Consider the following 10,840-nt stretch of genomic DNA (forward strand, 5'->3'; position numbering starts at 1 on the left):
TGAGCAACACAACTGCAGCAAATGTGCGCAGTTGCCCATCCAAGCCAGGTGGAGCTCAAAACAGGGGAAGCAACTCCTGCTCAACGCAGCTGGCCTGCGGCAAGGCGCCCTGGTGACGCAGCTGGCGCGCCCGCAGGATCATCGGATCGATGTCGCATTCAAGAGCCCAGCAGCGGTTTAGATGCCAAAGCTGCAAGGCGGGAGCCCAGGCCCAGGCATCCGGATCGGGGCAGGAGTTCGCCATGGGGAAAACAACAGGGGAGCCGGGGGTTGAACTGAAACTAGGCACGCTGGGCCATAAGCCCATAGGCCAGATCACCCATTTGCAGGTGGCCTGCTGACGCCAGGGCACCTCTGGCCACAATGGCGTGATGGGATTTCCTTCCTTCGACCTGGGCATCCCGCCGCCCACAACAACCGCCGTGCGACCCAGGCAGTGGCAGAGCCGCCTGATCCAGCTGCTGCGAGCCCGCCTGCTCAACCACCAGCCTGGCGGCCATGACGTGCTGATCCATGCAGGACCGGGTGCGGGCAAAACCCTGGGGGCCCTGCTCAGCTTCATAACCCTGCAGCGGGAGGGGAGGCTCGATCGCTTTTTGATCTTCTGCCACCGGAGCTCAATCGCCCGTCAGTGGCTGGGAGCTGCGGAGCGCCTCAATCTGCGCCTGCTGGAGTGGGACCCGGAGCAGGGGCTATCAGCCCTCGAAGCAAATTCAAACTGGGATGGCCTGCTGCTCAGCTATCAGTGCACGGCCAGGCACCGCCTAGCCCTCGAGGCAGCCCTACCCCGCATAGCTCTGGGAAGCTGGCTGGCCATTGCCGATGAAGTGCACCACCTGGGCCTGGATCCGGATGAACCAGAGGCTGCTGCCTGGGGTTTCGCCTTCAGCCAGCTCACCGCTCCAGCCCAGCTGCGACTCGGCCTCACCGGCACCCCTTTCCGCGCCGACAACCTGGCCTTCTGCGCCGCCCGACGGGTAAAAGTGCGCGAGGGAGATCAGGTGATCGAACGCATCGCCCCCGATTTGAGCGTGGAACCCCGTCAGCTGATCTTGGCCGGCGATGTGCGCCCCCTGGAATTTCGCTTCCAGGACGGCTGGGTCGAGCACGGCAGGCCCCAGGCCTCCGCCGACACCGAAACCTCGCCCCTTTCGGCTGAAGCGCGGGAGAGCTGGCGAGCCCGCAACTTGCGCCGCGCCATTCAACTCGGAGATGCCAGCAGCATCGCCCTGCGGCTACTGCTCAAGGCCCGTCAAAGGCTGGAGCGGGTGCGGGCCGGCCACCCCGAGGCGGGCGGGCTGGTGATCGCCCGCGACATAGCCCATGCCAGGCGCATCACCGGGCTGCTGGAGGAGGAGGGCGACCGGGTGCACCTGGTCCATTCCCAGGACCCGGAGGCCAGCGCCCGCCTGGCCGCCTTCCAGGCCGGCGAGGCGGACTGGCTAGTGAGCATTGATATGTGCGCCGAGGGCTTTGACGCCCCAAGACTGCGGGTAGTTGCCTACCTCACCACGGTGGTAACTCGCAGCCGCTTTGTACAAGCCATCACCAGGGCTGTGCGCATGGATGGCCAACGCGCCGCCGTGGAGACCGTGCCGCGGCAGCCGTCCTATGTGTTCGCGCCAGCCGACCCATTGCTGATGAGCTACGCCCGCAGCTGGTCCCTCAGCGAGCCCTACCTGATCAAGCCGAAGCAAGTGGCTACAGAGCCTGTCTCACTCGCTAGTAACCAGGGAGGTTCCCTACCCCTGCAAGCTGTAGAAGCAAGGATCGGTGCGGTGATCAGCATGGGGCCGGAGCTACCGAGTTTTCTGCAGCGAACGGCCTGAAAACTGCTTTAGCGATACAAGGTTTAAGCGCAAATATGCGACGTTGTGTCAACCAATACCTTCCCAGGGCCCATAGCCCGGCAGCGTGGTCTGATCCAAGGGAGAGGGGAGCATGGATGCCGCAGTGAATCGCCGCCTAACCGTTGCTGTCAGCTGGGCTTTGGCCCGCCGAGCCACCCTCGACGCCCTCGAACATTTCGAAGAAAGCTTTGCGGTCACGGAGGAATTCCGAGAATGGCTGCTCTGCCTGGAAGAGCACCCGGAACTCCTTGCCGCAAGCGTGTTGATGGTGCCAAACGACCTGGGCCAGGGAATCCGGCCCACCAGCGACGGCATCCTGGAAATATGAGCCAATTTGAGATGCAAATCCGCAGCAGATTGCACTCAATTCTAAAGCAAATCTAAAGACTTTTGCGCCAGGTTCTCCTTGGCGTTCCTTCCCGCGACCGCGCCGATCTCCTAGGCTCAACTCATAGTCAATCCGCTTAAGCAATGACGGTTTCGGGGCTTTCAGTCGAAAACCTGGTGATCGTGGGTTCAGGACCTGCTGGCTACACCGCCGCCATTTACGCCGCCCGGGCCAATCTCAGCCCTGTGCTGATCACGGGCTTCCAGGACGGTGGCATCCCTGGCGGTCAGCTGATGACCACCACCCACGTTGAGAACTTCCCCGGCTTTCCCGACGGGATCATGGGGCCGGAGCTGATGGACAAAATGAAGGCCCAGGCAGTCCGCTGGGGGACCCGTCTGATCGAGGCCGATGCCACGGCGATCGACCTGTCCCAGCGGCCCTACCGCATCACTGCCGAAGGCCAAACCATTGACACCCAGGCCGTGATCCTGGCCACCGGCGCCAGTGCCAACCGGCTAGGCCTGCCTAGTGAGGAGCGCTTCTGGAGCCAGGGCATCAGCGCCTGTGCGATCTGCGACGGCGCCACGCCCCAGTTCCGTCAAGCCGAACTAGCCGTGGTGGGTGGGGGCGATTCCGCCTGTGAGGAGGCTGTTTATCTGACCAAATACGGCAGCCAGGTGCACCTGATCGTGCGCGGCGACAAGCTGCGGGCCAGTGGCGCCATGGCCGATCGGGTGCTCGCCAACCCCGCCATCACCGTGCATTGGAACCGCCAAGTGGCAGATGCCAGCGGTAGCGACTGGCTCGAAGCAATCACCCTCAGGGATCCCAGCAGCGGCGCCAGCGAGGAGCTGCCGGTTAAGGGCCTCTTCTACGCCATTGGCCACACCCCAAACACCCGCCTGGTGCAGGGCCAACTGGAGGTTGATAGCCACGGTTACCTGGCCACCCAGGCTGGCCGGCCCGAAACCAGCGCCGCCGGGGTCTACGCCGCTGGCGACGTGGCCGATGCGGAATGGCGTCAGGGCATCACCGCAGCAGGCAGTGGTTGCCAGGCTGCCCTGGCAGCTGAGCGCTGGCTCACCCATCACGACCTGGCCGTCACGGTGAGCCATGAACCAATAGAACCGGCCACCGTCGGCGAACCGGTGCGCACTGCCACCAGCGACGCCGACAACTACGACGCCGAAGCCCTATGGCAGAAGGGAGGTTTTGCCCTGCGCAAGCTCTATCACGACAGCAGCAAGCCCCTGCTGGTCGTCTACACCTCGCCGACCTGCGGTCCCTGCCACGTGCTTAAGCCCCAGCTCAAGCGCGTGCTCGATGAGCTGGGCGGAGCTGCCCAAGGCGTGGAGATCGACATCGAGGCCGAGCAAGAAATTGCCAGCCAAGCCGGTGTTACCGGCACCCCGACGGTGCAGCTGTTCCACAACAAGGAGCTCAAGCAGTCCTTTAAGGGCGTCAAGCAGCGCAGCGAATTCAAAGTCGCGATTGAAGCCCTGCTAGCCGTTGCGGTCTGAGGCGGGCGCTCAACGCCGCAGTCGCACCGATAGGTGCGCTCAAAGGGCCTTTCCCCGAAAGGTGCGCTTAACGCCGCCTAGGCCCACCAGGGCGGTTGCCGCCGGGACGGGGGCCGGCAGCCGCATTGCGCTCCCGGTAGGTGATGCGGCCGCGGGTTAGGTCGTAGGGGCTGATCTCCACCAACACCTTGTCACCAGCCAGCAGCTTGATCCTGAATTTGGTCAGCTTGCCTGCCGCCCGGCAGAGACATTGGTGACCAGCCGGCTGCTCCAGGGTCACCAGGTAAAACCCGTTTCCCTGTTCTTTTTCAATCACACCGGAGGTCTCGATCATGCGGGGGCGCTGTCTGGAGGTTCAATCGTTCCGAATAGCTTAATTGCCGCCCGACAGGCGATAGGGTCTGACTCACTTGTGCCGTTTTGGCTCCACCATGGTTTTGCCGCCGCTTTCGTTGGATCTGGGGCTGCTGCTGATCTCCATTGGTGTGGTGAACCTCTGGAAAGCCCGTCAAGCCAGCTGAATCCAGGCCGCTGACCACCCTTCTTTTCCATAAGCCCTACGGGGTTTTAAGCCAGTTCACGCCAGAAGCCGGCTGTGACTGGCGTTGTTTGGCGGAGTTCATCCCGATTCCGCAGGTTTATGCCGCCGGCAGGCTCGATGCCGATAGCGAGGGATTGCTGCTGCTGACCAGCAATGGCCGCCTGCAGCAGCGCCTCACCGACCCCCGCTTTGGCCACTGGCGCCGCTACTGGGTGCAGGTTGAAGGAGAGGCAGCTGCCCACCCTGAGGCTTTGGAGCAGCTGCGCAGCGGCCTTTTGATTCAGGGGCAACTCACCCTGCCGGCTCGAGCCCAGGCGATCAGCGATCCATCCCTGCCAGAGCGCACCCCACCGATCCGTCAGCGAGCCGCCATTCCCACCAGCTGGCTGCAACTGGAGCTGCAGGAAGGCCGCAACCGTCAGGTGCGTCGCATGACGGCCGCCGTAAATCTGCCCACCCTGAGGCTGCTGCGGGTCTCAATAGACCTGATGGACGGGGCCGCCCCGCTCGAACTCCATGGTCTGGCGCCGGGACAGTGGCGCGAGGTGGACGAAGCCGAAAGCCAGCGCCTCGAGCAGCTGCTTAAGCCGTCGCGGGCCATGGGAAAAATCTCACCTGGACGGGGCGGCCGCGCCGGCGGCGGGAAATCAGGGCGGGGCGCTGGGGGCGGATAGGGCGGCTTAGCCGAGCACGTCCTTGAGCTCCCGCACGCTCTGCAACTGGCCGTAGTAGTAGTTGGCACGGGCCCGCCGGTCAGCATCATCGAGGCCATCGAAAGCATCGAAGCCCAGGGTTTGCCATAGCTCGTGGCCGCAGGCCCGATTGAGCTCTTCGGTAGCCTCAGCCTCAAGGTTGGCCAAGCGGCGCTGCAAGTTTTTGATCTGGGCAACCGACATTCACTATCCCAAGCAACGAACCAATAGTACAGGCGAACTTGTAGCCGTAGTCGTGGGTGCCAGGTCTTAAAAGGGAAGCTTCTTCTTGGCTTCCTTGTCGAGGTCAGACTCCATCTCGCGCAGGCGGCGCAGGATCGTGTCGTAATACTCCTTGAGATAGCCCTCCAGGCCGGTGGTTTCAGCCGGATCGAGCCCGAAGGCCGAGTAGCTGGCCTCCATTGGTGCATCTAGAGCTGTGCCCCCACCGGTGACTGCCTCAAAAGCCAGCCGCTCGGCCACGTTGAGGCTGGCCTCAAAGAAGCCGGTCACAGAGCGCATCAACCCCAGCAAGGCAGGCGGCACCCGGAAAGTGCGGGCCTCCTTACCCGTGAACCGCTCACACAACTGGGTGATTTCGCTGGTGGTCCAGGCCCGGGGACCCACCACCGGAAAAGCCTGGCGCACGGTTTCCTCACGCTCCAGAGCCGCTACAGCAAAGCGAGCCATGTCCTGGGTGTTCATGTAAGCGATTGGGGTGGGCGAGCCACTAACCCAAACCGTCTGACTTTCCAGCACGGGAATCGCAAACTGACTGATCACTCCCTGCATGAAGGCAACGCCGCGCAGGATTGTGTAATCAAAATCCGAGGCCATCAGCCAGTCTTCGGCGCAGGCCTTGATGTCCATCAAGGGCACGTCGCGGTGCTGGTGCGCATCTAGCAATGACACAAAAACCAGACGCTTCACCGAGGCGGCCTGGCAGGCGGCGAATAAATTCTGCTTGCCTTTCCAGTCGATGTCGTAAGCGCTGGCGGAATCCGTGGCGCGGGCAGTGGCCGCATCTATTACTGCGTCCTGACCTTCCAGGGCATAGGCCAGGCTTTCAGGCTCAAGCAGATCGCCCCGGGTGAGCTCGCAGCCCCATTCCTGCAGGAAAGCGGCCTTACGGGGGGAGCGCACCATGCAGCGCACCTGATGGCCTGCATCGAGGGCACGGCGGGCAACTTGCCGGCCCAGGGTGCCCGTTCCGCCAACCACCAAAACCTGCATTAGCAACCTTCAAGCGGGCCCGAGCCTAGGTGTCCGCCGGGTCGAGCCGGGAGCAGGGGGTTCTGACTGGCCTTTGGAGCTCAGTCGTTGTCGGCCAGCTTCAACAGCAGGGCACCGCCGGCAAGACCAACGGGGATCAGTATCCAAAACAAAGCTGCGGTACCGAAAATTTCAGCAGCCATGGCGAAGTGAAAGGGAGTCCATCCTATTTAGCAGTGTCAGTGGCCATTCCAACCAACTGAGCGGCGGTCTGCAGGATCTCGCACCAGGCTGCATCGCTGCGCAGCTGACCCGGCATCACCCCACTGACCTGGGCCGACCAGCCCCCCGCCCGCAGGGCCGCCACCAGGCTGAGCAGCGGTGGCGCCCCCCCTTTAAGGCGGCGCGCGATCTCGGCCATCGGCCAGCAGCGGGCCGGCAGTCCCCTATCAGAAAGCAGACGGGCAAGCAGGCGAGCCCCCTCCGTACTCAGGTTTGCCCCTGGATCAACCTCAGCGAACGCCTGCATTTCAGCCAGCAGCTCAGGCTCCTGCAACGGGCCGATCCACAGAGGACCGCTGATCGCCAGCGGCGCAATCTCGCCGGCTGGGCAATGGCAGGGCTGCCACTGACGCAGGCGAATCAGTGGTTGCACCTGCTGATCGCCGCAGCCATGGCAGTGGGCCAGCATGCCGAGGTGATGCTCCTCCCCTGGCTCGCTGCGGCGGCGCAGGCGCACCGCGCTGCGAAAGGTGCGCCCTTCACTGAAGCTGAATAGGGGCTCGATGCCCCGGCCCAAGGCCCAGGCCGCTCGAGCCACGCTGCCAAGTTGCAGGCGCAGGGCCAGCTCCCAGCTGGCGGGATGGGCCCGGGCCGCCGCCCCCAGCAACCGGATCGCAGCCGGGCGGTCGTGGCCGGTGGGGGAGCGGCCATCGGTGCTGGCTAGGTAAAGCACACCGCCGAAGGACACCGCCTCCAGCGCTAGGGGCAGCAGGGCCGTGGGGCAGCCAAAGCCATCCAGGTCTAGGAGCTCGAAACGCTCCTGGCGCTGCAGGCAATCCGCCAGCAGGTGCTGGGCAGTAAGGGCGCTGCAACGCAAACCCGCCAGGGATGCCAGGTTTTGACGCAGCAAAGGCAGCCGATCCGGATCAGCGTCGTTAGCCCACACCGCCGTGGCTCCGGCCTCCAGGCCATAGCGCAAGGCCCGGATGCCGCAGCCGGCCATGGCATCGAGCACCCGCAAGGGCCCACGGGCCGCCAGCGTGCGGGCGAGCAGCACCCCCAGATCCCGAGAAGGACGAGACTCCGGCCTAAAAAAACCGGCACCGGGCAACAGGCGAGCCCGTCCTTCGCAATAGTGAGCGTCAGTGTGCTGGCTCAGGAGATCAACCGTGGCTGCAACAGTCCAGCCTGCACCTCCACCCGCGGCGGACGGCAGCTCAGGGGCGGAGTGGGGCATACACGCCGATTGGCTCTGGCGAGGTGAGCGCTGCCACTGGCGGGTGCTGGGTGAAGAACATGCCCCGGCCCTGCTGCTTGTGCATGGCTTCGCCGCCGGCAGCGGCCACTGGCGCCGCAATGCTGCGGTGCTGGCTGCAGCCGGCTGGCGGGTTTACGGCATTGATTTAATCGGCTTCGGCGCCTCAAGCCAACCGTCCCTGCGACTGGACAACCGCCTCTGGGCCAGGCAGCTGCAGGCCTTCCTCGAGCAGGTGGTGCAGGGGCCAGCCGTGCTGGTAGGCCATTCCCTCGGCGGTCTGGTGGCTCTCAGCTGTGCCGTGTTTTTTCCCCAGCTGGTGCGAGCTGTTGTGGCAGCCCCCCTACCCGACCCAACCTTGCTGCTGGCTGACAGCAGCAGCCCACCCCGCCGCCGGCCCTGGCAACGCCGGCTGCAGCGCTGGCTCGTGACCCTGCTCTGCCGGCTGCTCCCCCTGGAGCTACTGGTGCCCCTGATTGCCCACTCGCCCCTGCTGGATTTAGGCATTCAGTCGGCCTACAGCGAAGCGGTGATCGGCGACAGGGACCTGCACCGGCTGATTGCCAGGCCAGCCCGGCGGCCTGGAGCGGTGCGGGCCCTGCGGGCGATGAGCATCGCCATGGCCCTGCGGCCCCACGGGGCCACCGCCCCAGCCCTGCTGCGAAGGCTGGGGCGTCCCTTGCTTTTGATCTGGGGGCAGCGCGACCGACTGGTGCCCGTTCAGGTGGCCCAGCAGGTGCGGCGGCTGCGGCCCGAGCTACCCCTAACGGTGCTGCCTAACAGTGGCCACTGTCCCCATGACGAACATGCCGACGCCTTTAATGCCGCCTTACTTCAATGGCTTGACCAATTGCCAGCCGCCGAGACCCTTTCTGGGCCTGGGCGGTAACTTGGAATGCAGCCAGCGCCACAGGTCCCTCAGGAGATGAAACACACCCTTTCGGTGTTGGTGGAAGACGAATCCGGTGCCCTCAGCCGCATCTCCGGCCTATTCGCCCGCCGCGGCTTCAACATTGAAAGCTTGGCGGTGGGTCCCGCTGAAAAGGCTGGCATTTCCAGGCTCACCATGGTGGTCGCAGGCGACGATCACACCCTCGAGCAGATGACAAAGCAGCTCGACAAGCTGGTCAACGTGCTGGGGGTGATTGATCTATCCCACATACCTGCCGTGGAGCGGGAACTGATGCTGCTGAAGGTGTCGGCTCCTGCCGAAACCCGCAGCGCCATCCTGGATCTGGTGCAGGTGTTCCGCGCCAATGTGGTCGACGTGGCCGATGACGCCTTGACGCTTGAGGTGGTGGGCGATCCGGGCAAGCTCGTCGCCCTCGAACAAGTGATGGAGAGCTACGGGATCCTTGAAATCGCCCGCACCGGCAAGGTGGCATTGGAGCGGGCTTCGGGCGTCAACACGGCTTTCCTGAAGGTCACCGCATCAAGCAAGCGGGTACCCGCCTAGGGATTTCCCTTCACCAACTTCCCGCCTGACACCAGCGTGGCCTTGACGATCTTGTCGCCCTGGCTGATCTGGTCGACCACCTCCATGCCCTTACTCACCCTGCCGAAGACGGCGTAGCGGCCATCCAGTTCAGGCAAGGCCTGCAGGGCTACGTAGAACTGGGCGCTGGCGGAGTTGGGATCGGCGGAACGGGCCATGGCAACAGCTCCGCGTTGATGGGCCAAAGCCAGTTGGCGGGTAGCTCCTGGGGCCGTCACAGGCTCGCCATAGCGCGGCTCTGCTTCGTCGCTGCGCTTGATCTCCAAGGGAATCAGACGGGGTATTCCCGTGGCTGGATCCACAAAACTGCCCAGGCCGTGCTGGCTGGCTGGCACCTTTGGATCAGCGCTGGTGGGGTCGCCGCCCTGCACCACAAAAGGAACAGGCTCGCGCACAACTCGATGAAAAGCGGTGCCGTTGTAGACGCCACGCTGAACTAGATCAACGAAATTGCCCGCCGTCAGCGGCGCAGCAGCACCATCTAGTTGCAGCTGCACCTCACCTTTGCTGGTCTGCAGTGCGACTGTGGCCGTACCGCTGAGGCAGGGGGTGCTGGCGGTGCTGCAACCCACAGGGCTGCTGCCACCATCAGCCGCACAGGCGACCAGAGATAGGGGCGCTAGCAACAACAAACCCCCCAGGAGCCAGCGACTCCACCAGTTGCCAGTCATGAAATTGCCAGTCTTCAGGTTGGTATTCATCAAACCCCCTCCAGCGGCACGCCCAAAAAGCGGGCAAGTTGGGCGCCAGACAACTCCAGATCGGCCAGGGGCATGGGCTCGCCAACCCTGGTCAAAGGCATATCCCGCCTGCCCTGCACCTTGAGGGCCAGGCGACGCCGAGGATTAAGGCCATCGCGCACCTCCACCTTCACCGCCTGAATCTCCCGCAAAGGGATATCCACCGTGATCTCTTGGCGAAAGCCGCGGCGACTAATAGTTGCCACACCAGCATCCCGATCAAAGCGGTTGCTACCCGCGCCAACGTCGATGCCGATCACAACCCAGAGGTAGGCACACAGCGCCATGGCGGCCAGCCCATAGAGCCCCATGACCAACCCCTGGGGCAGCCAAGCCAGCTCGGCGGGGTGGCCGATCGGCAGCAGGTCGGTGCCGAGATAGCTGGAGACACTGGTGAGTAGGAAGCCGATCCCGCCAGTGGTCACCACCAAGGCAACCAACACATTGGAAAGGCGCCTTGAGCCCAGCACCGGCAGCTCAAGCAAGGGGGCAGGAGCCTGGGGGGAGGCCATGACCTGGAGCAAGGAATGGCGCCATCCTGACCGGTCGTCGGGGGAGCTGGGCTGATCAAGACCAAGCGCTCAGAACTGAAGCAAAAGACAGTCAGAAATCAGCTGCGAAAGCCCAGCGAGAGAAAGCCATGTCAGCCCGTTTCAACCGGTCTCGCGATCCGCTTCAGCGTTGTTACCATCGCCCGGTAATCCCACAGCCTCCGCGGGTTTCCCGCACCGTTTCATCATCATGACGATCGCTGTAGGGCGCGCGCCAGCAGCACGGGGATGGTTCGACGTCCTCGATGACTGGCTCAAGCGCGACCGCTTCGTATTTGTGGGGTGGTCTGGTCTGCTCCTGTTCCCCACGGCCTATCTGGCCCTGGGTGGCTGGCTCACCGGCACCACCTTTGTCACTTCCTGGTACACCCACGGAATTGCCAGCTCCTACCTAGAGGGCTGCAACTTCCTCACCGCCGCCGTCAGCACCC

General features: G+C 64.0%; 14 protein-coding genes and 1 pseudogene. 7 read left to right on the plus strand and 8 right to left on the minus strand.

Annotated elements, in window-relative coordinates; all coding sequences use genetic code 11:
• Positions 1–55 precede the first annotated feature (55 nt).
• On the minus strand, positions 56–244 hold the full coding sequence (locus KBY99_RS06780; RefSeq protein ID WP_127432044.1) for a hypothetical protein: 189 nt from the start codon (positions 242–244) through the stop codon (positions 56–58).
• A gap of 127 nt (positions 245–371) precedes the next feature.
• Between KBY99_RS06780 and KBY99_RS06785 the strand changes: the two genes are divergently transcribed.
• The 3 genes from KBY99_RS06785 to trxB all read left to right on the plus strand — a co-directional run bounded on the left by KBY99_RS06785 (position 372) and on the right by trxB (position 3,701).
• Positions 372–1,829 (plus strand): DEAD/DEAH box helicase, encoded by a 1,458-nt coding sequence (locus tag KBY99_RS06785; RefSeq protein WP_254998161.1) that lies wholly within the window; start codon positions 372–374, stop codon positions 1,827–1,829.
• Between the two features lie 112 nt (positions 1,830–1,941).
• Positions 1,942–2,178, plus strand: a complete 237-nt coding sequence (locus KBY99_RS06790) for a hypothetical protein (RefSeq protein WP_254998164.1) — start codon at positions 1,942–1,944, stop codon at positions 2,176–2,178.
• A gap of 143 nt (positions 2,179–2,321) precedes the next feature.
• Positions 2,322–3,701, plus strand: a complete 1,380-nt coding sequence (gene trxB / locus KBY99_RS06795) for a thioredoxin-disulfide reductase (protein WP_254998165.1) — start codon at positions 2,322–2,324, stop codon at positions 3,699–3,701.
• Positions 3,702–3,768: 67 nt separating this feature from the next.
• On the opposite strand, the gene infA is transcribed toward trxB, so the two are convergent.
• The gene (infA, locus tag KBY99_RS06800) at positions 3,769–4,035 is read right to left on the minus strand and encodes a translation initiation factor IF-1 (RefSeq protein WP_094560946.1); all 267 of its coding nucleotides are present in this window, start codon (positions 4,033–4,035) and stop codon (positions 3,769–3,771) included.
• A gap of 197 nt (positions 4,036–4,232) precedes the next feature.
• On the opposite strand from infA, the gene KBY99_RS06805 reads away from it, so the two are divergent.
• Positions 4,233–4,916, plus strand: a complete 684-nt coding sequence (locus KBY99_RS06805) for a pseudouridine synthase (RefSeq protein ID WP_254998189.1) — start codon at positions 4,233–4,235, stop codon at positions 4,914–4,916.
• 6 nt (positions 4,917–4,922) lie between these two features.
• Here the strand turns inward: KBY99_RS06805 and KBY99_RS06810 are convergent, their stop codons facing one another.
• The 4 genes from KBY99_RS06810 to KBY99_RS06825 form a co-directional block, all read right to left on the minus strand.
• Positions 4,923–5,138 carry a hypothetical protein gene (locus KBY99_RS06810; protein WP_254936629.1) on the minus strand — a complete coding sequence of 72 codons (216 nt, stop codon included), beginning with the start codon at positions 5,136–5,138 and terminating at the stop codon, positions 4,923–4,925.
• Between the two features lie 66 nt (positions 5,139–5,204).
• Complete coding sequence (locus tag KBY99_RS06815) at positions 5,205–6,167, minus strand: NAD(P)H-binding protein (RefSeq protein ID WP_254998166.1); 963 nt, start codon at positions 6,165–6,167, stop codon at positions 5,205–5,207.
• A gap of 80 nt (positions 6,168–6,247) precedes the next feature.
• Positions 6,248–6,349: a cytochrome b6-f complex subunit PetM gene (petM, locus tag KBY99_RS06820; RefSeq protein ID WP_106633132.1), complete on the minus strand. Its 102-nt coding sequence runs from the start codon at positions 6,347–6,349 to the stop codon at positions 6,248–6,250.
• Positions 6,350–6,372: 23 nt separating this feature from the next.
• A complete protein-coding gene (locus tag KBY99_RS06825) occupies positions 6,373–7,425 on the minus strand; it encodes a N2,N2-dimethylguanosine tRNA methyltransferase (RefSeq protein ID WP_409996539.1) in 1,053 nt (350 codons plus the stop codon).
• A gap of 112 nt (positions 7,426–7,537) precedes the next feature.
• On the opposite strand from KBY99_RS06825, the gene KBY99_RS06830 reads away from it, so the two are divergent.
• The gene (locus tag KBY99_RS06830) at positions 7,538–8,512 is read left to right on the plus strand and encodes an alpha/beta fold hydrolase (RefSeq protein ID WP_254998169.1); all 975 of its coding nucleotides are present in this window, start codon (positions 7,538–7,540) and stop codon (positions 8,510–8,512) included.
• Positions 8,513–8,548: 36 nt separating this feature from the next.
• Positions 8,549–9,079, plus strand: a complete 531-nt coding sequence (gene ilvN, locus KBY99_RS06835) for an acetolactate synthase small subunit (protein ID WP_106633134.1) — start codon at positions 8,549–8,551, stop codon at positions 9,077–9,079.
• Here the strand turns inward: ilvN and KBY99_RS06840 are convergent.
• Together KBY99_RS06840 and KBY99_RS06845 are read right to left on the minus strand one after the other, a co-directional pair.
• A complete protein-coding gene (locus KBY99_RS06840; RefSeq protein WP_409996540.1) occupies positions 9,076–9,819 on the minus strand; it encodes a peptidylprolyl isomerase in 744 nt (247 codons plus the stop codon). The genes ilvN and KBY99_RS06840 overlap by 4 nt on opposite strands.
• A complete protein-coding gene (locus KBY99_RS06845) occupies positions 9,819–10,370 on the minus strand; it encodes a photosystem I assembly protein Ycf4 (protein WP_254942912.1) in 552 nt (183 codons plus the stop codon). Before KBY99_RS06845 ends, KBY99_RS06840 begins: the two co-directional genes overlap by 1 nt.
• Before the next feature lie 229 nt (positions 10,371–10,599).
• Here KBY99_RS06845 and KBY99_RS06850 point away from each other — a divergent pair.
• A pseudogene (locus tag KBY99_RS06850) lies at positions 10,600–10,840 on the plus strand (photosystem II D2 protein (photosystem q(a) protein)); the annotation flags it as partial.

The sequence above is a fragment of the Cyanobium sp. Maggiore-St4-Cus genome (genome assembly GCF_024345615.1).
Classification (GTDB): domain Bacteria; phylum Cyanobacteriota; class Cyanobacteriia; order PCC-6307; family Cyanobiaceae; genus Cyanobium_A; species Cyanobium_A usitatum.

Excerpts from the sequence above, each read along its gene's own strand:
- infA (WP_094560946.1), bottom strand. The coding sequence starts at position 4,035 with ATGATCGAGACCTCCGGTGTGATTGAAAAAGAACAGGGAAACGGGTTT.
- KBY99_RS06785 (WP_254998161.1), top strand. The coding sequence starts at position 372 with ATGGGATTTCCTTCCTTCGACCTGGGCATCCCGCCGCCCACAACAACC.
- KBY99_RS06815 (WP_254998166.1), bottom strand. The coding sequence starts at position 6,167 with ATGCAGGTTTTGGTGGTTGGCGGAACGGGCACCCTGGGCCGGCAAGTT.
- ilvN (WP_106633134.1), top strand. The coding sequence starts at position 8,549 with ATGAAACACACCCTTTCGGTGTTGGTGGAAGACGAATCCGGTGCCCTC.
- KBY99_RS06780 (WP_127432044.1), bottom strand. The coding sequence starts at position 244 with ATGGCGAACTCCTGCCCCGATCCGGATGCCTGGGCCTGGGCTCCCGCC.
- KBY99_RS06845 (WP_254942912.1), bottom strand. The coding sequence starts at position 10,370 with ATGGCCTCCCCCCAGGCTCCTGCCCCCTTGCTTGAGCTGCCGGTGCTG.
- trxB (WP_254998165.1), top strand. The coding sequence starts at position 2,322 with ATGACGGTTTCGGGGCTTTCAGTCGAAAACCTGGTGATCGTGGGTTCA.
- petM (WP_106633132.1), bottom strand. The coding sequence starts at position 6,349 with ATGGCTGCTGAAATTTTCGGTACCGCAGCTTTGTTTTGGATACTGATC.
- KBY99_RS06840 (WP_409996540.1), bottom strand. The coding sequence starts at position 9,819 with ATGAATACCAACCTGAAGACTGGCAATTTCATGACTGGCAACTGGTGG.
- KBY99_RS06790 (WP_254998164.1), top strand. The coding sequence starts at position 1,942 with ATGGATGCCGCAGTGAATCGCCGCCTAACCGTTGCTGTCAGCTGGGCT.
- KBY99_RS06810 (WP_254936629.1), bottom strand. The coding sequence starts at position 5,138 with ATGTCGGTTGCCCAGATCAAAAACTTGCAGCGCCGCTTGGCCAACCTT.